Annotated in this window: 18 protein-coding genes; 8 read left to right on the forward strand and 10 right to left on the reverse strand. The window is 60.9% G+C overall.

Going from position 1 to position 18,681, the window contains the following annotated elements; translation table 11 throughout:
* The first annotated feature begins 102 nt into the window (after positions 1-102).
* Positions 103-1,545: a mechanosensitive ion channel domain-containing protein gene (locus ACYZTW_RS09755; RefSeq protein ID WP_462004683.1), complete on the forward strand. Its 1,443-nt coding sequence runs from the start codon at positions 103-105 to the stop codon at positions 1,543-1,545.
* Between the two features lie 185 nt (positions 1,546-1,730).
* Positions 1,731-2,171: a carboxymuconolactone decarboxylase family protein gene (locus ACYZTW_RS09760; protein WP_462004684.1), complete on the forward strand. Its 441-nt coding sequence runs from the start codon at positions 1,731-1,733 to the stop codon at positions 2,169-2,171.
* A 13-nt stretch (positions 2,172-2,184) separates the two neighbouring features.
* On the opposite strand, the gene ACYZTW_RS09765 is transcribed toward ACYZTW_RS09760, so the two are convergent.
* From ACYZTW_RS09765 to ACYZTW_RS09775, 3 genes are all read right to left on the reverse strand, one after another.
* Positions 2,185-3,777 carry a DHA2 family efflux MFS transporter permease subunit gene (locus tag ACYZTW_RS09765; RefSeq protein ID WP_462004685.1) on the reverse strand — a complete coding sequence of 531 codons (1,593 nt, stop codon included), beginning with the start codon at positions 3,775-3,777 and terminating at the stop codon, positions 2,185-2,187.
* The gene (locus ACYZTW_RS09770; RefSeq protein ID WP_462004686.1) at positions 3,774-4,895 is read right to left on the reverse strand and encodes an HlyD family secretion protein; all 1,122 of its coding nucleotides are present in this window, start codon (positions 4,893-4,895) and stop codon (positions 3,774-3,776) included. Before ACYZTW_RS09770 ends, ACYZTW_RS09765 begins: the two co-directional genes overlap by 4 nt.
* Positions 4,896-4,991: 96 nt before the next feature.
* Positions 4,992-5,756, reverse strand: coding sequence for an AraC family transcriptional regulator (locus tag ACYZTW_RS09775; protein WP_462004687.1), 765 nt, complete (start codon positions 5,754-5,756; stop codon positions 4,992-4,994).
* Between the two features lie 99 nt (positions 5,757-5,855).
* Here ACYZTW_RS09775 and ACYZTW_RS09780 point away from each other — a divergent pair, with 99 nt between their 5' ends.
* A complete protein-coding gene (locus ACYZTW_RS09780) occupies positions 5,856-7,013 on the forward strand; it encodes an MFS transporter (RefSeq protein WP_462005730.1) in 1,158 nt (385 codons plus the stop codon).
* Between the two features lie 108 nt (positions 7,014-7,121).
* Here the strand turns inward: ACYZTW_RS09780 and ACYZTW_RS09785 are convergent, their stop codons facing one another.
* The gene (locus tag ACYZTW_RS09785; RefSeq protein ID WP_462004688.1) at positions 7,122-8,273 is read right to left on the reverse strand and encodes an MFS transporter; all 1,152 of its coding nucleotides are present in this window, start codon (positions 8,271-8,273) and stop codon (positions 7,122-7,124) included.
* Positions 8,274-8,524: 251 nt separating this feature from the next.
* Between ACYZTW_RS09785 and ACYZTW_RS09790 the strand changes: the two genes are divergently transcribed.
* Complete coding sequence (locus tag ACYZTW_RS09790; protein ID WP_462004689.1) at positions 8,525-9,517, forward strand: diaminopimelate epimerase; 993 nt, start codon at positions 8,525-8,527, stop codon at positions 9,515-9,517.
* Positions 9,518-9,630: 113 nt separating this feature from the next.
* On the opposite strand, the gene codA is transcribed toward ACYZTW_RS09790, so the two are convergent.
* The 5 genes from codA to ACYZTW_RS09815 form a co-directional block, all read right to left on the reverse strand.
* Positions 9,631-10,878, reverse strand: a complete 1,248-nt coding sequence (gene codA, locus ACYZTW_RS09795; RefSeq protein ID WP_462004690.1) for a cytosine deaminase — start codon at positions 10,876-10,878, stop codon at positions 9,631-9,633.
* Between the two features lie 13 nt (positions 10,879-10,891).
* Positions 10,892-12,163, reverse strand: coding sequence for a cytosine permease (codB, locus tag ACYZTW_RS09800; protein WP_462004691.1), 1,272 nt, complete (start codon positions 12,161-12,163; stop codon positions 10,892-10,894).
* Positions 12,164-12,416: 253 nt separating this feature from the next.
* On the reverse strand, positions 12,417-13,247 hold the full coding sequence (locus tag ACYZTW_RS09805) for an alpha/beta fold hydrolase (RefSeq protein ID WP_462004692.1): 831 nt from the start codon (positions 13,245-13,247) through the stop codon (positions 12,417-12,419).
* Between the two features lie 118 nt (positions 13,248-13,365).
* Positions 13,366-13,722, reverse strand: a complete 357-nt coding sequence (gene queD / locus ACYZTW_RS09810) for a 6-carboxytetrahydropterin synthase QueD (RefSeq protein WP_008152165.1) — start codon at positions 13,720-13,722, stop codon at positions 13,366-13,368.
* A 94-nt stretch (positions 13,723-13,816) separates the two neighbouring features.
* On the reverse strand, positions 13,817-14,896 hold the full coding sequence (locus ACYZTW_RS09815) for a patatin-like phospholipase family protein (protein ID WP_462004693.1): 1,080 nt from the start codon (positions 14,894-14,896) through the stop codon (positions 13,817-13,819).
* A 242-nt stretch (positions 14,897-15,138) separates the two neighbouring features.
* Between ACYZTW_RS09815 and ACYZTW_RS09820 the strand changes: the two genes are divergently transcribed.
* The 4 genes from ACYZTW_RS09820 to ACYZTW_RS09835 are packed head-to-tail and all read left to right on the forward strand — an operon-like array spanning position 15,139 to position 17,740.
* Positions 15,139-15,447 (forward strand): PepSY domain-containing protein, encoded by a 309-nt coding sequence (locus ACYZTW_RS09820; protein WP_462004694.1) that lies wholly within the window; start codon positions 15,139-15,141, stop codon positions 15,445-15,447.
* Complete coding sequence (locus ACYZTW_RS09825) at positions 15,447-15,758, forward strand: PepSY domain-containing protein (protein WP_462004695.1); 312 nt, start codon at positions 15,447-15,449, stop codon at positions 15,756-15,758. The genes ACYZTW_RS09820 and ACYZTW_RS09825 overlap by 1 nt, the downstream gene beginning before the upstream one ends.
* Before the next feature lie 3 nt (positions 15,759-15,761).
* On the forward strand, positions 15,762-16,430 hold the full coding sequence (locus ACYZTW_RS09830) for a response regulator transcription factor (protein WP_462004696.1): 669 nt from the start codon (positions 15,762-15,764) through the stop codon (positions 16,428-16,430).
* On the forward strand, positions 16,427-17,740 hold the full coding sequence (locus ACYZTW_RS09835; protein WP_462004697.1) for a sensor histidine kinase: 1,314 nt from the start codon (positions 16,427-16,429) through the stop codon (positions 17,738-17,740). The genes ACYZTW_RS09830 and ACYZTW_RS09835 overlap by 4 nt, the downstream gene beginning before the upstream one ends.
* Positions 17,741-17,909: 169 nt before the next feature.
* On the opposite strand, the gene ACYZTW_RS09840 is transcribed toward ACYZTW_RS09835, so the two are convergent.
* Positions 17,910-18,665 carry a methyl-accepting chemotaxis protein gene (locus tag ACYZTW_RS09840; RefSeq protein WP_371918049.1) on the reverse strand — a complete coding sequence of 252 codons (756 nt, stop codon included), beginning with the start codon at positions 18,663-18,665 and terminating at the stop codon, positions 17,910-17,912.
* Between the last annotated feature and the right edge of the window lie 16 nt (positions 18,666-18,681).

Genomic DNA, 18,681 nt, shown 5'->3' on the forward strand with positions numbered 1-18,681 from the left:
GCCGTCTTCGCGAGCAGGCTCGCTCCCACAGTGTTTTGTGTTGTTATCAGGCCACCAATTGCTCCTACACTGTGCCCATCCGTATATGGCTGGAGTTGCTTGATGTTGTCACTGCTCACCGATCACCCGTTGCTCTGCGCAATGATTTTGATCCTTATCGATCTTGGGCTGTGGCGCCTGCTCAGCGCCAATGGCAGCCACTGGAAACTGGTCATACGGCTGGTGATTTACTCGCTGTTCAGCGTGCTGCTGTTCAACGAGGGCATGAACCCCATGGAGACAGCACCTTGGGCCGACAACATCCCGCTGCACCTGGCGGCCACCGGTTTACAGATCGGCTGGTGGTTGTTCGGCGCGCGCACCCTGACGGTGCTGATTGGCGCGGTGATGATGCAACGGGTCGGGCACACCGGGCGCCTGCTGCAGGATTTGCTCGGCGCGGTGATTTTCCTGATCGCGATCATCGCCGCCCTGGCGTATGTACTCGATCTGCCGGTCAAGGGCGTGCTGGCGACCTCCGGCGCGTTGGCGATCATCGTCGGCCTGGCCTTGCAAAGCACCCTCAGCGACGTGTTCTCCGGGATCGTCCTGAACACCACCAAGCCCTATCAACTGGATGACTGGATCTCGATCGACGGCACCGAAGGCCGGGTCATCGACATCGACTGGCGCGCCACGCGCCTGCAAACCGCCCAGGGCAGCATGGCGGTGATTCCCAATTCGCTGGCGGCCAAGGCCAAGATCATCAACTTCAGCCGACCCAGTGACATTTTCGGCGTATCCATCAGCTTGCAACTGAGCCCGCACGCGCGTCCGCAAACGGTGATCGACGCGCTGGAACGGGCGATGCAAGGATGCCGCTATTTGTTGATCAAACCGGCACCGTGTGTAGCGTTGAAAGGCTCCAGCGCCACGGGCGTGGAATACGAAATCAGCGGCTTCGTGGTCTCAATGGACCAGAAGCGCATGGTCCGCAATCTGCTGTTCGACCTGGCGTACCGGCACTTGCAAGCCAGCGGTGTCAGCCTGCTGTCGAGTGTCGAACCCAGTGCACCTGCCAACCTGTCACGGCCACGGGCATTGCTGGACGCCTCGAACATTTTCTCGACCCTGCGTCAGGAAGAGAAAGAAACCTTCAGCCAGAACATGACACTGCAAACCTTCCGCGCCGGTGAAATGATCCTGCCGGCGGGGGAGGTCAGCGACCATTTGTTCATCATCGAATCCGGCGTCGTGTCGGTGGAGCTGAGCCGTGGCGGGGTCAAGTTCGAAACCGGGCGCATGGGGCCGGGAGAGGTGATCGGCGAGGGCGGGATATTGTCCGATACGGCGCTACCAGCGGACTTCAGCGCCAAGACGTTCTGCAGCTTGTACCGGATCGAGAGGGAATACCTCAAACCGTGTCTGGATGCGCGGCATGACATCAGCGAAGCGATGAAGGCGTTGCTGGATTTCCGCTTGAACAAGGCTCAGGCGTTGACTCAGGAAGTACCTAGGGTTGTGCAGAAGAAGGGATTTTTGCAGTGGCTGCGCAATCGAGCGTAGGGGCGCAAAGGTCAGCGGCTTTCTGTGCGCAGACTGCCGCGCTGTCGGTGACGTGATGGCAATCGCCCCTATGGCATATTTTCATGCCCGTCTATTGGCATCCTCAACTTCCCAATAATTGGCTATTTGCTGCCTGTCAGTGCGGGATTAACGTAGCTCCACATCCCTTGTGACTGGAGCCCGCCATGCAACCGCGTATCGATTTCTACACTGCTTCCCCTGATGCACTCAAAGCCATGATCGCGCTGGAAACTGCCGTTTCGAAGCTGCCCCTGGAAAAGACCATCATCGAACTGGTCAAGCTGCGCGCCTCGCAGATCAATGGCTGCGCCTTCTGCGTCGACATGCACACCGCCGATGCCCGCAAGAGTGGTGAAACCGAACGTCGGCTGTACGCGGTGTCGGTGTGGCGTGAAACGCCGTTCTTCACGCCCCGGGAACGTGCTGCGCTGGCCTGGACCGAGTCCTTGACGCTGCTGAGCCAGACCCATGCACCGGACGAAGACTACGAACTGGTTTCCGCGCAGTTCACCCCTAAGGAAATGGTCGATCTGACCGTGGCAATTTCCACCATCAACAGCTGGAACCGCCTGGCGGTAGGCTTCCGCAAAATGCCTCAGGAATAATTACACCCAAGGCTCAATGAGCATCCGCACTCGGCGCGGCCGGTGGTTGTACCTTGCGCATCAAGGGCACCATCGCCGTGGCGAGGATGAAGCAGACCATGATCATCAGGAACGCGTCACCGTAGGTTTGCGTCTGGGCTTCGCGGTAAGTCAGCAGCCAGAGTTGATGCAAGCTGGCGGTGACGCCCACATCACCACTTTGGCCGAGAGCGGCGAAGTTGTTGCCGACCTGGGACAGCCATTGGTTGAGTGCTTCATTGGTGCTGTTGAGGTTTTCTGCCAACCGGGTGAAGTGCAGGTTGGTGCGGTCATTGAGAATGGTCGCGCACGCGGCGATGCCGATGGCGCCACCAAGGTTTCGCATCAAGTTGAACAGTCCCGAGGCGTGTTTGAGCCGCGCTGGCGCCAGTCCGCCGAGGGTCAGGGTGACCGCAGGCGGCACCGCCAGTTGCTGGGCAATCCCGCGCAAGGCTTGCGGCAGCATCAATTCTTTAGCCCCCCAGTCATGGGTGATCGGGCTGAAATCCCACATCGACAACGCGAACAGCCCCAGGCCGGTCATCATGATCCAGCGCAGATCGATGCGGTTAGCCATAAAGGCGTACAGCGGAATCGCCATGATCTGGAACACCCCGGTGGAGAAAACCGCCAGACCAATGTCCAGCGCGCCATAGCCACGGACGCGGCCGAGAAACAGCGGCGTCAGGTAAATGGTGGCGAACAGGCCAATCCCGGTGACGAACGAAAAGAAACAGCCAAGGGCGAAGTTGCGGTCTTTCAAGGCGCGCAAATCGACGATCGGGTTGGCGACGTGCAGGGTCCTGCCGATGAACGCCAAGCCGGCCAGGCCGCTGATCCACGCCGTGGTCACAATCGTACTGTCGCTGAACCAGTTCCAGCGCGGGCCTTCTTCGAGGGTGTATTCCAGGCAACCGAGAAACAGCGCCATGAACACCATGCTCAGGTAGTCTGCGCCTTTGAGCAGCGACAATTCCGGCTGGTCGATTTTCACCAGCATCGGCACCGCCACCGCGACGAAAATCCCCGGGACCAGGTTGATGTAAAACAGCCAGTGCCAGGATGAAATGTCGGTAATCCAGCCGCCGATCACCGGCCCCAGGGTCGGTGCCAATGATGCCACCGCGCCAATGGTTGCAGCCGCGATCACCCGTTGCTTGCCGGTGAAGAAAAAGAACGCGGTGGTGAACACCAGCGGGATCATCGAACCGCCGAGAAACCCTTGCAGGGCGCGGAAGGCGATCATGCTCTGGATGTTCCACGCCGCGCCGCAGAGCAGGCTGGCCAGGGTGAAACCCACCGCTGAAGCGCAGAACAGCCAGCGTGTCGAGAACACTCGGGAGAGCCAGCCGGACAGCGGGATCACGATGATTTCGGCGATCAGGTAACTGGTTTGCACCCACGCTGTTTCGTCGGTGCCGGCCGAGAGCCCGCCGCCAATGTCACGCAGCGAGGCAGAGACGATCTGGATATCCAGCAGCGCAATGAACATGCCCATGCACATGGTGGCGAAGGCGAAGACTTTGGTCGCCGTCGCCATGCTGGCGGCATTGAACGGTTGCGCGGGAGCGGCGAGGGCGCGGCTCATGGCGTGCTGGCCACGGCCGGGGTTTCAGGTTCCTTGCGAGTGTCCACTTCAGCGGTGACCGACAGACCCGGACGCAGATGGCCGAGCACGCCATCGGCCGGATCAAGAACGATGCGCACCGGCACCCGCTGAACAATTTTGGTGAAGTTGCCGGTGGCGTTTTCCGGTGGCAGCACGCTGAACTGCGCGCCACTGGCCGGCGCGAGGCTGTCCAGATGACCGTGGAATTCCTGCCCCGAGAGCACGTCGGCATGAATGATCACCCGTTGCCCCGGGGTCATCCGCGCCAGTTGATCTTCCTTGAAATTGGCGTCTACCCAAAGCCCGCTGGCCGGTACCACCGACAGCAGTTGCGAACCAGCTTGGGCATAAGCGCCGACCCGCGCCCGGCGATTGCCGATCACACCGTCTACCGGGGCCTTCAGTTCGGTGTAACCCACGTTCAATTGCGCCAGATCACGTTCGGCGCGCGCCTGCATCAGTGCGGCGCGGGCTTGCTGTTTCTGGGTTTCGATCACGTTCAGCTGACGTTGCGCCGCCAGCAGTTCAGCCTGGGCCCGGGCGCTGAGGGCTTGGGCGGTCTTGAAAGTGGCGTTGGCGCGTTGGGCGCTTTCCACCGAGACGGCGTTGCTGCCGACCAGTTTTTTGTAGCGAGCATCATCATCCCGGGAACGGGCGGTTTCGGCACCGGCGGCATCAATCCCGGCGCGGGCCTGGCCGATCACCGCGTGTTGCAATTCTTCGGTGGCGTCGAGGTTGGCGAGCAGCGCTTCTTCGGCAGCCACCGCACCTTCGGCCTTGGCCAGGTTGGCGCGGTAATCGCGGGAGTCGAGACGAATCAACACATCGCCGGCTTTCACCTTCTGGTTGTCAGTGACTAGCACCTCTTCGATGTAACCCGCCACCTTCGGCCCGAGCACCGTCACGTCGCCGCCGATGTAGGCGTCGTCGGTTTCTTCGATGAAACGGCCGGCGGTCCACCAGTGAGTCGCGTACAGCCCGGCGAACACCAGGGCAGCGATGACCGCAGCGAGCAAGATCAACCGTTTGAGCAGAGGAGGCTTGGGTGTGCTCACCGGGACAGCAAGGTCGGGTTCAAGGCTGGGCATGCTGGTCATGGGGTTTACCTGTAGGAAACGGGTGTTTATTACGCAGGTAATATGACGTATGTAATATTTGGTGGCAATTAATTTTTGCTGCCGGTCGTCAGGTGCTTATTTGAGCCAGTTGCCTGGGGTAAGGCCGGTCATGTCCTTGAAGAAGACGATGAACGCGCTGTCACTGGCAAACCCCAGGGCGAAGGCGCTGTAGCCAATGTTCCGCCCGGTAGCGAGCAGTTCGATGGCGCGCATCAGTCGCCATTGCTGGCGCCATTGCTGATAGCTCATACCGGTTTCGCGCTGGAAGATTCGCCCGATGGTTCGGCCGCTAGCGCCAATCTGTTGTTCCAGCACTTGAAGTTCCGGTGGCAGTTGCTCAAGCGTTGCGAGCAGCGGCGCCAGGCGTTTGTCCCACGGCAATGGCAAGAGCATCGGTTGCGGCACGGCGTCGCGGATTTCGCTCAGGCACAGACCCAGCAGGTGAACGAATTTACCCTGCTGCCAATCGGTGTCGAAATCGGCATGGGCTATCGGCTCCAGCACCGCCCGCAGCAACGGGCTGACTTCAATCACACAGACCTGTTGCGGCAGCTCGGCGCACAACGCCGGTGTCAGGTAAATCGAGCGGTAGTCGACGCTCTGCTGCATCACCGCGCGGTGGACAACCCCAGGCGGAATCCACGCGGCGCGGGAGGGTGGTAACAGGCACAACTGCTGCGCCAGGGTAATGCGCGTGCAGCCCTGTCGGGTGAACAGCAACTGTCCGCGTTGATGCTGATGCAGTCCGGAATCGTGATCGCCCAAGATTGAGGCGATGCCGATGACCGACGCCGGATAGCTATCGGGATCGAATTGCACGTGGGCATCAAGCCAGGCCATGGATTGTCCGATTTCAACGATTAATTGGCAGGGTTCGGATAATACGTCAGTCACGGTTTCTTAAGCTGCTCGCCAGTTTTCTGGAAGAGTGAAGTCGTGATGAACTCCAAAAGCCTGTTGGTATTGGCGATTGCCTTGCTGATGTTTCCGCAGATCGCTCAAACCCTTTACAGCCCGGCGCTGGCAGACATTGGCCAGGCCTTTGCCGTCGAGCCGCAAGAGGCGGCGCAAACCCTGTCGGTGTTTTTTCTGGCTTTCGCATTCGGCGTGGTGGTGTGGGGCCGGCTGTGTGACCGGATCGGACGTCGACCTTCGATGCTCGCCGGCCTGGCGGTGTACGCCGGTGCATCGGTGCTGGCGCTGAGTGCCAGCTCTTTCAATGCGTTGTTGATGGCCCAGGCGCTGGCTGCTTTTGGCGCTGCGGTGGGGTCGGTCGTGACGCAAACCGTGCTGCGCGACCGCTTCAAGGGGGCGGAACTGGCGCAGGTGTTTTCGGTGATGGGCATCGCGCTGGCTGCCAGCCCGGCGATTGGCCTGTTTACCGGGGCGAGCCTGGTGCAAGGCTTCGGCTATCGCGGCGTGTTGGGATGCCTCCTGTTGCTGTCCTTGGTGTTAGGGCTGTGGTGCCTGCGGGACTTGCCGGAAACCCGACCCCAGAATCTGACAACGCCTGCTCTGGTCGAGACGTTGTGGCAAATGCTCCAGGACCGCGATATCTGGCGTTCGACGCTCTTGGTGGCGCTGTTCAATATTGCTCTGTTCAGCTACTACAGCCTCGGTCCTTTCGTGTTTCAGCGCCTGGGCTTGAGCGCGCAATGGTTCGGCTACAGCGGGGTGATCCTGGCCTTGGGCTCTGGCCTTGGCGCCTGGCTCAACAAACGCCTGTTGCATCGAGGGCTCAATGGTTTGCAGCTGATCCGGCTGGCGGCGGTGTTGGCATTGGTGGGCGGTGTCGGCGTTTGGCTGATGCAGGGCAGCGGTCTGTTTGTGCTGGCGATGCTGCTGGTGGTGCTGGCGTTCGGCATGGCGATCCCGAACATCCTCGGTTCGGCACTGGCCAATTATGGCGATCGATTGGGTACAGCCGGCGCGCTGTTTGGTTTGTTCTATTACTTGCTGATTGGCGGTGGGCTGATGCTGGCAGCCTGGGGACAGGCGTTGGGTGAGACGTTGATGCTGTGTGGCGCATTGACGTTGCTGTTGGCGGGTTCAGGCAGCAAACGTTGGTCCCGTCCAGTTGAGAGAAATGTCACCTGACACACCGCTTTCACGGGCAAGCTCACTCCCACCTTTGATGGCTGTCGTACGAATATTTTTTTGCCCACTGAAGATCCCCTGTGGGAGCGAGCTTGCTCGCGATGCTTTTCAGACTTTCAACACCTTCCCGCCAATGGCCACCGCCACCAGCAACACCGCCATCAACCCGAAGGCAAAACTCAAACTGCTACCGTGGGCGATAAACCCGATCAACGCAGGCCCCGCAAGAATCCCGGCATAACCCAGCGTGGTAATGGCCGGCACGGCGATGCTTTCGGGCATCACGGTCTGTTTGCCCACCGCGGTGTACAGCACCGGCACAATGTTCGAACAACCCGCCCCCAACAATGCATAACCCACCAGCGCCGCTTCCCAACTCGGGGCGAAGGTCGCCACAAACAGGCCCGCTGCGGCCGTCAACCCACCGAACACAATCACCCGCGTAGCGCCGAGACGACGCACGATCGCATCGCCGGTCAAACGTCCGACGGTCATGGTCAGCGCAAACGCCGCGTAACCCAGCCCCGCATAAGCGGTGTCGATTCCCCGTTCCTGCGCCAGGAACACCGCGCTCCAGTCGAGCGCCGCGCCTTCAGCGAGGAACACGATGAAACACATCCCGCCGATGAACAGCACGATGCCATGGGGAACGGCAAACGCCGGCCCCGAACTTTCGCTGCCGTAAGGCAAAAGGTGCGGCGCGGCCTTGGCCAGGGCGATCAGCAGCATCACGTTCACCACCAGCGTTGCCCCCAGCGGTGAAACCCCGAAGCCGAGCAGGGCGCTGACGCCCGCCGCACCGACAATCCCGCCCAGGCTGAACAGCCCATGGAAGCCCGACATCATGGTCTTGCCGCTGGCCCGTTCGACGATCACCGCTTGCAGGTTCACCGTCGAATCCACCGTGCCAAGGCCCGCGCCGAACATGAACAACGCGGCAATCAACGCTGGAATCGACGACACCGTCGCCAACAGCGGCAGGGCCGCACAGATCAGCAACACTCCGGCGCTCACCACCCGGCGACAGCCGAAACGCGTGGCCAGAAGCCCCGCCATCGGCATCGCCAGAATCGACCCCACCCCCAAACACAACAGCAACAAACCGAGCGTCCCTTCATCCAGACCGGCCCGAGCCTTGGCGTAGGGCACCAGCGGCGCCCACGCAGCGATGCCGAAACCGGCGATGAAAAAGGCGATGCGCGTGGACATCTGCTCCAGGCGTCCGGGAACAAATACGGTTTGAGTGTTGAGGTTGGTCATATCAATCCTTGGCAAAAAACGTCGCGTACCCAAGGGACAGTGATCGGCCTGCGAGGGTTCGATCAGCGTCCGCCCAGGTTCGCGGTGAGGCAGGGTGACATCCTTGCACAGCCTGACCCTTAATCGCGAACTCGGGATGACGCCGGGGCGGTATTTTGTAGAAAATGGCGCGGCGGGCTCAACCTGTCAAAGCGTCTGGTCTCCATGACCTTCTGGGCACCGCCCCCAAACAGATCAAAAAGGACCGGTACATGGCGCAGTTCTACGACGCACGTGGCAATATTTATGGCGTGGTATCTCCCGCAGCGGTGCGTCGCGCCGGTGTCGACTTGCCGACGACGGCCGGGCACGCCGCGTCGTCCCGGGCGTTCTGGAGTCGGCAAGCGGTGGATGCATTTTGCGAATGGCCGTCGCATTCGCGTCCGCCCAACGCCAAGTCACATCGCTGCGATGGCTTGCTGATCGGGCCGTTTCAAGCCTCACCACCGTTTGACCTGCTGATCGTCAACACCGACGGCACGCTCGCCGAGCGCAGTGGCAACGGGCTGACGATTTTTTCTCAGGCCCTGAGTGAGCAAGGGCTGCTGCCGAGTGACGAGGCTTGTTGGCTCAGGGTCCATCACGACAAGGCTGATGCGGTTTCACCGGTGGACACTTCGGTGAAACCGGCCGAGATCGAGGGAGTGAAAGGCTTCTGGCTGGATCTGGGCAAACCCTCGTTCGGGGCGGATGCGGTGGGGGCTAAAGGGGTTGAAAGCTTGGTGTTGAGCGGTCGCGACGTCAGCCATGTGCAGCCGTTGTCGGCGCTCGATCCCGCATGGTCTCGAAGCCAGTTCGTGCGCATCGGCAATCCACATTGTGTGACGCTTTTAGAGAACGCCGATGCATTGCCGAGCAATGAGCAGATGCGCGAGCCGGGGCTGTCCGAAGGGCTGACGCGTATCGCTTACGCCATGCCGACCGGGGCAGGGCAGCCGTGTCCTGCTGGCGTCAATCTGCAATGGGCGATGCTTGAGTCAGATGGGCGAGTTGTCGCACGGGTATTCGAGCGCGGAGAAGGGCCGACGGCGTCGTCGGGCACCAGCGCCAGTGCAGTGGCTTGCGCCGCATGGCGGGTGGGTTGGGTCAGTGCCGGGGAGGTAAAAGTGATCATGCCTGGCGGTACGGCGCCGATTTTGTTGGAGGAAATGGGTGGTGAATTGAGTCGGGTCAGCCTGTTTGGTACGGCGCGGTTGATGGGTTGATCATTCGATTGCCTTCGCGAGCAGGCTCGCTCCCACATTGGATCTGTATGGTTCACAAATTTCCTGTGGGAGCGAGCCTGCTCGCGAAGGCGTCAGCCCAGCCAACGCAAAATTCAGCTCTGATCGCCGAAGAACTCCACCACCGGCATCTGCCGCTTCATCAACACCTTGCCATCGCGCACCGAATACAACGGCAGGCCCTGACTGCGGATCACCTCGTAATCGCTGTCCGCCGACAGAATCAGCAAATTCGCCGGCCGCCCGCGTTCCAGTCCATATCGATCCCCCAGATTCATGGCCTTGGCGCTGTTGTCGGTGACCAGGTCCAGCGCGCTTTGCAGGTTGCGGTAACCGAGCATGTGGCAGATGTGCAAGCCGGCTTCGAGCACTCGCAAGATATTGCCGTTACCCAGCGGATACCACGGGTCGACGATCGAATCCTGGCCGAAACACACGTTCATCCCCGCTTCCAGCAACTCATTCACTCGGGTCACACCACGGCGTTTCGGGAAGTTGTCGAAGCGCCCTTGCAGGTGAATGCTTTCGGTGGGGCAGGAGACAAAACTGATCCCTGAATGCCCGAGCAGGCGAAACAGTTTGGCGCAGTAAGCGTTGTCGTAAGAGCCCATGGCCGTGGTATGGCTGGCGGTGACCCGCGAGCCCATGTCGCGGCTGCGGGCTTCTTCGGCCAGCACCTCTAGAAAGCGTGAGTGCGGGTCGTCGGTTTCATCGCAATGCACGTCCACCAGGCAGCCGGTGCGCTCGGCCAGGTCCATCAGGAATTTCACTGAGCTCACGCCTTGATCGCGGGTGTACTCGAAATGCGGAATACCGCCGACCACATCGGCGCCCATGCGGATCGCTTCCTCCATGAGCTCCCGACCGTTGCGGTACGACTCGATGCCTTCCTGCGGGAACGCAACGATCTGCATGTCGATCAGGTGACGGCTTTCCTCGCGCACTTCGAGCATCGCCTTCAGCGCGGTGAGCTGCGGGTCGGTGACGTCGACGTGGGTGCGCACGTGCTGGATACCGTGGGCGGCGAGGGTCTGGATGGTTTTCCTGGCGCGGGTTTTGGTGTCCTCTTCGGTGATGGTCACCTTGCGCTCGCCCCAGCATTCGATGCCTTCGAACAGCGTGCCGCTCATGTTCCAGCGCGGCTCGCCGGCGGTGAGCGTGGCGTCGAGATGGATGTGTGGCTCGACGAAGGGCGGCACCACCAGGTTGCCGCCGGCGTCCAGATCATCGGGACCCAGGGAGGGTGCCTCGGTCTGTCGGGCAATGTTGCTGATCAGGCCGTTTTCCAGGTGCAACTCATGCAGGCCATCTTGGTTGCGCAGGCGGGCGTTGATGATGTGCATCAGGCGAATCCTTTTATAGATCTTGTAATGGTGCGTTGGCAGTACGGGCACCCAGCACGCCGGTCAATAGCACATACGTTAACGCGGCAGCGGCAATCCCTACCAGCGGCGCGACCCACGGTGAACTGAACGCAGCAACGGTACCGACTGCGTAGGCGGCCAGGCCAGACCAATTGAACGCCGGCAACCGGGCATCGGCCAGACGTGGGTATTGACCACGATAGCGGTAGAAGAAGTCCGCCATGATCACACCGCCAATCGGTGGGATCACGGTGCCCAGCAGAATCAGGTAGGGCACCAGCATGTCGTACATGCCCAGTAGCGCCAACAACGTGCCGATCACCGCGCCCGCCAGGGTCACGGTTTTGCGGCGGCCGGTGCGCAGCAAGTTGCAACCGGCGACGGCGAAGTTGTAGATGGTGTTGTCCTGGGTGCTCCAGATATTGAGCAGCAGCATCGCCATCGCCGCCAGGGCGAAGCCTTGCAACAGCAACACTTCGACCACGTCCGGTTGCTGGTAGACGATTGCGCCATAGGCACCGATCAACACCATCAGGCCATTGCCGATGAAGAAACCAATCAGGCTCGCCAGCACCGCGACGCGTGCCGAGCGGGAGAAACGCGTCCAGTTGGTCGCCTGGGTCGCACCACTGACGAAGGTGCCGAACACCAGGGTAATTGCGGTCGACCAGTCCAGTGTCCCCGTCGGAACCACGGCGAGCAAACCCTCGAGCCCGCCGACCTTCACCGTGGCGACCCACATCGACAGCATCAGCAGCAACATCATCGCCGGTACGGCGATGTACGACAAAATCTCCAATCCGCGATAACCGACATACGCGGTCGCGCAAAACACCAGGCCGAACAGCACCATCAGCCCGAGAACGGTGCCCTCGCCCAATTCGAAATACTTGCCCAGCACCACGGCGGCAGTGGCCGTACCCCAGGCGTACCAGCCGATCTGGGTAAAACCGAGGATCAGGTCGCTGAGCTTGCTGCCCACTTCACCGAAACAAAAGCGCCCCATCAGCACTGAGTTGAGGCCGCTTTTGAAGGCGATATAACCCAGGCCAGCGGCGTAGATGCCCAGCAGCAGATTGCCGACGACAATCACCGCCATCATCTCGCCGAAACTGAACGCCACACCGAGCTTGCCGCCGGCAAACATGGTCGCGGTAAAAAAGGTGAAACCCAGCAGCACCATGGCCGTGGAGGCCAGGCCTTTGCGGGCATGCATCGGGACTTCGCTGAGGGGGTAGTCGTTACCCGGATCGTTCTGCGTCATGGGGCGTTCCTTGCTCAATGGGTGACGCGGGGGCGTGTTGCAGTGGTCGTGCCAAACGTGGGTTGGCGTAGTTATTTATAGTCGAGCGGGGAGATTTGGCGCGGGAAGGGGCACGAAAGCGGTGCACCTGAAGGAACACAGAACCCATGTGGGAGCGGGCTTGCTCGCGAAAGCGGTTGAACATTCAACATTGAGGTCGACTGACCCGGCGCTTTCGCGAGCAGGCTCGCTCCCACCGGGGGTGTTGGTTTCTTCAGATGGATTTGTGTTGTGGCAAAAACCGCAGCAACGCCGCCACGATCGCTTCCGGTGCATCTTCCTGAACCAAATGCCCTGCATTGGCAATGGCGTGAAATTGCGACCCCGGAATCATCTGATGCAACGCCCGCCCGCGCTCAATGGGAATCCACTGATCGTCTTCCCCCCAAAGAATCTGCACCGGGCAGCGAATCGTCGGGTACAGCCCTTCGGCCTCTCGGGTATAGCGCTCGTCCATCTGCGCAATCTGCCGATAGAACGCCGCTTGCCCCGGATCGCCCAGCCACGGCTGCACGTAGGGCGCAAGTTCGTCGTCCGGGATTTCGCGCTTGATCGCCCCGCGAATATAGGTCGGCACGATCGCTTGCTGAATGTAATCGGGCAGGCCACTGAATGCCGCCTCATGCTGACGCACATGCTGCACAAACGGCGAACCCCAGGGCGTCAGCGCCACGGGATCAATCAGCGTCAGGCTGCGGTAGTCGTTGCCGTTCAACAGGTGAGTACGCAGGGCAGTGGCGCCGCCGAAATCGTGAGCAACCACGTCTGGCCGTTCCAGACCCCAGTGATCGAGCAAGTGAGCCAGCAGGTCGTTCTGGACGCCCAGCGACACATCGCCGTCGATTTTCTCCGATAGCCCATAACCCAGCAGATCAAAGTAATGCACCCGATGCGTGGTGATGAAGTGCGGCGCAATCCGGTGCCACACGTAAGAAGAGAAGGGCGTGCCATGCACAAACACCAACGGCGGGCCGTCGCCACGCACGGCGTAGCGAACGGAGCTCCCGTTGAAGCGATAGGTCTGAGCCAGCGGCCAGTCAGTCATGGGTGTGTCCTCTTGGCGTGTTCGAGCCAAAAAGCATAGGCATAAAAAAACAGCCATTGAAGGCTGTTTTTATATTCACTGACGAAACGCAGGGATTTTCATCGCCCTTTAGATCGGCTTACTCGCCGTGATAGATGCAACCGCTGGTGCACGTCTCGTGGATGCGGATCGCGCTGAGTTCCGGCAGCAGAGGCTTCAATTCCTTCCAGATGAATTTGGCCAGGACTTCACTGGTCGGGTTTTCCAGGCCGGGAATGTCGTTCAGGTAGTTATGGTCCAGGCGTTCGTAGAGCGGCTTGAAGATCGCCTTGATTTCCGAGAAATCGCGAATCCAGCCCGTGTGCGGATCGAGGTCGCCGCTGAGGTGGATCGCCACTTTGAACGAGTGACCGTGCAGGCGGCCGCACTTGTGGCCTTCCGGTACGTGGGGCAGGCGGTGGGCGGATTCGAAGGTAAACTCTTTGAAAATTTCCACAGTGGTTTGAGCTCTGTCAGGTGGCGATCGCCGCGGCGATGTGGGCAGGCGGCGAGTTTAACAGTTTGCGTTTGGCGTTGCGGGAAAACACTGACTAAAGGGTCAGTAAGCGCTCGCCCAAGCGACCATTGGCGGCCAGTTCAAGGAATTCGTCACCCAGCCTGCGGCTTTCATCCATCGTCGTGCGCCAGTATTTCTGCCGGCTCGGGGCATCGCCCATGAAGCGTTTGAAGTCGTTACGGTCCGGGAGTTTGCCGTAGGGCAGGCGCGCCAGGTAATCCTTCGACGGCGCCAGCAACAGGACATCCTGCAAACGTGCAGGACACGCGCGGCGCCATGGCAGGGTCTTGTCGAACCAGCCGGGAATGACCCGGTCGGTGAAATGCGGATAGAGCACGATGTCGTTGCCGCTGTAGGGCAGGTCGAGGTGATAGTCCAACAGACCACCATCGCGAAAAGTGCCAGCACCGGCGCCCGGCAGGTCACGCACGCCTTCCATCACCATCGGGATCGAGCCCGACGCGAGCAAGGCCTGACGCAGGTTGCCGGCCTGCAGCGCAACGAAGCGCGAGGGGAAATCGTTCAGTGCATTGACCGGCGGAGCCAGGCGCGGATCGTGAATGATCAGCCGCTCGAAATGCCGCGACAGCCGCGCCCGGCCCCGCAGGTTGTCGGCGATCACCGATGACAGGCCCAACCCCAATCGGCCGCGATGATCGTCCGCCAGCAGGCCGTGGCTTTTGACCACCATGATGTTCAGTCGGTAATGGGCGTTGTCCAGAATCGAGGCATCGCGGCCATCAAGCAGCTCATCGAGCATGCGCCGGGAGCTCTGGCTGATCTGCGCCATGGTCACGCCCTTGGCGAAGTTCTGTTCGGTGTAGAGGTGACCGAGGCGGCGGATGCCTTCGGCGGCATCCGGCAGACACGCGCTGGCGAAGCGCCAGGAACCCACCGACGCACCGATCAACGAGCGCTCTCGCGGTACCGCCGGCAGCCATTCACCGAACAACGCCAAGTCCAGACCTTGAATCCCCAAGGCCTTGGGACCACCGGCAGCCCCCGGTAGTGTGCCGACATCGGCGGCGCTCAAACCGTTTTCACGGATGCGCGCCAAGGCGCGAGGGCCGGCCTTGAGAGTCAGGGAAGGGAACTTGATGTGGATAGCGGTCATACCGGTCTCGAATGCAGGCAAGCGGGGGATTATGTGGGAGCGAGCCTGCTCGCGAAAGCGGTCTGTCTGTCACACCAATACCGGATGTGCCGCCCCTTCGCGAGCAGGCTCGCTCCCACTGGTTTTGTGTATGCCGGCGATGTCGTGTTGCCATCTCCAATGATGGCAATTCAGTTTCAGTTAAGTTCAGATCGCTAAGGTGGCTCCCGTAGGCAACACATAAAAAAATACGGAGACACCCCATGAAAACCTTCACTGCCCTGTTCACCGCGTCCATCATCGGCATGACCGTCAGCATCGCCCACGCTCGCGACCTCGGTCCCGACGAAGCCCTGAGACTGCGCGACGCTGGTACCATTGTGTCTTTCGAGAAGCTCAACGCCACCGCTCTGGCCAAACATCCCGGCGCCAAGGTCACCGAAACCGAGCTGGAAGAAGAGTACGGCAAGTACATCTATCAGGTGGAATTGCGCGACCCTCAGGGCCTTGAGTGGGACCTGGAATTGGACGCTGTCAGCGGGCAGATTCTCAAGGATCATCAGGATACGTAATGAAGGTAAATCTATGCGCCGGCAGTCGAATGGCGCTGGCGCTTCTGGCTTTTTGCTCGGTGGTCATGGCCCGCGACCTGGATCAGGACGAAGCCCTGCGCCTGCGTCAAACGGGCGTGATCCTGCCGCTGGAGCAGCTGTTGCAGCAAGCGCTGGACCGCTACCCTGGGGCCAAATTACTGGAAGCCGATCTTGAAGAGAAACACGACGTCTACGTGTATGAAGTCGAGTTGCTGACCACCGAAGGCGTGGTTCGCGAACTGGACCTCGACGCCACCACCGGCCAGTTACTGAAAGACAAGGAAGATTGATCGATGCGTTTGCTTCTGGTGGAAGACCATGTGCCGCTGGCCGACGAACTGATGGCCGGCCTCAACCGGCAGGGGTACGCCGTGGACTGGCTGGCCGACGGTCGCGACGCGGTGTACCAGGGCGGCAGCGAGCCTTATGACCTGATCATCCTCGACCTCGGCCTGCCGGGTTTGCCAGGGCTCGACGTGTTGACGCAATGGCGGGCCAGTGGTCTGTCCACGCCAGTGCTGATTCTCACCGCCCGTGATTCCTGGGCCGAACGGATCGAAGGCCTCAAGGCCGGCGCCGACGATTACCTGACCAAACCCTTCCACCCCGAAGAGCTGCACTTGCGCGTCCAGGCGCTGTTGCGCCGTTCCCATGGCCATGCCAACCAGCCGACGCTCAAGGCGGCCGGACTGCAGCTGGACGAAGGTCGCCAATGCGTGACCCGCGACGGCGCCGACATCCAGCTCACCGCCGCTGAATTCCGCCTGCTGCGTTACTTCATGCTGCACCCCGAACAGATTCTTTCCAAAAGCCACCTCGCCGAACACCTCTACGACGGTGAAACCGAGCGTGACTCCAACGTGCTCGAAGTCCACGTCAACCACCTGCGGCGCAAACTCGGGCGCAGCGTCATCGAAACCCGTCGCGGCCAGGGTTACCTGTTCGGCGGGCAAACCCAGTGAGGTCGATCCAGCGCCGCTTGAGTCTGGGGCTGATCAGCGTGATGGTGATCGTCGGCCTGGTGCTGGCGCAGACCAGCCTGTGGCTGTTCGAAATGGGGTTGCAACGCTACCTCGAAGCCGGGCTGCGCAACGAAAGCGAAAACCTGCTGGTGGCGCTGGTGCGTGGGCCGCAGGGTTTGCAGCTGGATGAACGGCACCTGTCGCCGGCCTATCAGCGACCGTTTTCCGGGCATTACTTCCGCATTGATTTTGCCGACAGCCATTGGCGATCCCGTTCGCTGTGGGATCAGGAATTGCCGCGCCTCGACCATGCCGGTCTGCACAGCAACCTGGAATTGGGGCCGGAAGGGCAGCAATTGTTGGTGCTGCGTTCTGACTATCGACGCCTGGGCCAGTCGATTTCAATCAGCGTGGCCCAGGATTACACGCCGGTGCGCGAGAGTTTTCAGCGCATGCGACAAGTCGGGTTGGGCCTTGGGCTAGCGGGGTTGCTGCTGATTCTGCTGCTGCAACGGATTACCGTGCGCCGCGCCTTGCGCCCGCTGGAAAAGGCTCGTGAGCAGATCGCCCAGTTGCAGCAGGGCCAGCGCTCGCAACTCGATGACCAGGTGCCGGTAGAGCTTGAACCGCTGGTGGCGCAGATCAACCATTTGCTGGCGCACACCGAAGACAGCCTCAAGCGTTCGCGCAATGCGCTGGGCAACCTCGGCCACGCCTTGAAAACCCCGTTGGCGGTGTTGTTGAGCCTGGCTTCAAGCGAGAAGCTCGACGCGCAGCCGGAGCTGCGCAAGGTGATGCAGGCGCAGCTGGAACAGGTCCAGCAGCGACTCAATCGCGAACTCAATCGCGCACGGTTATCCGGCGATGCGTTGCCGGGGGCGCTGTTTGATTGCGATGCTGAATTGCCTGGGTTACTGGCGACGTTGAACATGATTCATGGCGAACATCTGGACCTCAGCTATGTGGCGCCGAAGGGATTGCAACTGCCATGGGATCGCGAGGACTTGCTCGAACTGCTCGGTAACCTGCTGGACAATGCCTGCAAATGGGCGGACGCCGAGGTTCGGTTGAGCGTGGTCGAGACCGCCGATGGGTTTGAGTTAAGCGTGGAAGACGATGGGCCGGGGATTCCGGAAAATCAGCGCGATCAGGTGTTCAGCCGGGGTACGCGACTGGATGAACAGACGGATGGGCATGGGTTGGGATTGGGGATTGTGCGGGACATCGTCGATACGTGGGGCGGGGTGTTGCGGTTGGGGGAGAGTGAGTGGGGTGGGTTGAGGGTTGTAATCGAATTAACTAAGCGCTAGAGCTTGAAATCCACCCCTCACCCCAGGGGGTAGAGGGGGAAAGGGAGCCGATCTCCATTGGCTTCTAGACCTGAGTTCGACTCTATTTCCTCGGTCGCAGAATATCTAAAAAACAACTCGGTCAGTCCCCTCTACCCCCTGGGGAGAGGGTTAGGGTGAGGGGTGGTTCTCAGACGCGAAACTGATCCATCAAACTCTGCTGCTGATTCGCCAGGCTATTGAGCGACTGACTCACCCGCGCGGATTCATTGGCCTGCCCCGACAGCGACTCCGTCACATCCCGAATCGTCGCCACATTGTTGTTGATTTCCTCAGCCACCGCACTTTGCTCCTCAGCAGCGCTGGCGATCTGCAAGTTCATGTCGCTGATCACCGTCACCGCCTCACCAATCTGGCGCAGCGCCGTCACCGCCTGACCCACCTGTTCGACACTGCCCTGAGCCTGACGATGGCTGTTGTTCATCGAGCCAACCACGTCCTGAGTGCCACTCTGCAACTGCTCAATCACCAGACGGGTTTCTTCGACAGACTCCTGGGTCCGGCGTGCCAGGTTGCGCACTTCATCGGCCACCACGGCAAAACCGCGTCCGGCCTCACCGGCACGAGCGGCCTCGATGGCGGCGTTAAGCGCCAGCAGGTTGGTCTGTTCAGCGATGGCCCGAATCACTTCCAGCACCGAACCGATCTTCTCGCTGTTGGCCGCCAGGCCTTCGACTTGGACCATCGCCGCGCTCATGTCGGCGGCGAGGTTGTCGATGCTGGTGGTGGTGCGGTCGATCACGGTCAGACCGCGACGGGTGGCCTGATCCGCATCCCGCGCCGCCTGTGCCGCTTGCGCTGCGCTGCGAGCAACGTCTTGAGCGGTGGCGCTCATTTCGTGAGAAGCGGTAGCGACCTGATCCACCTGACGGTATTGCTGTTCCATGCCGGCGCTGGTCTGT

It is taken from the genome of Pseudomonas sp. LB3P25 (assembly GCF_054897985.1).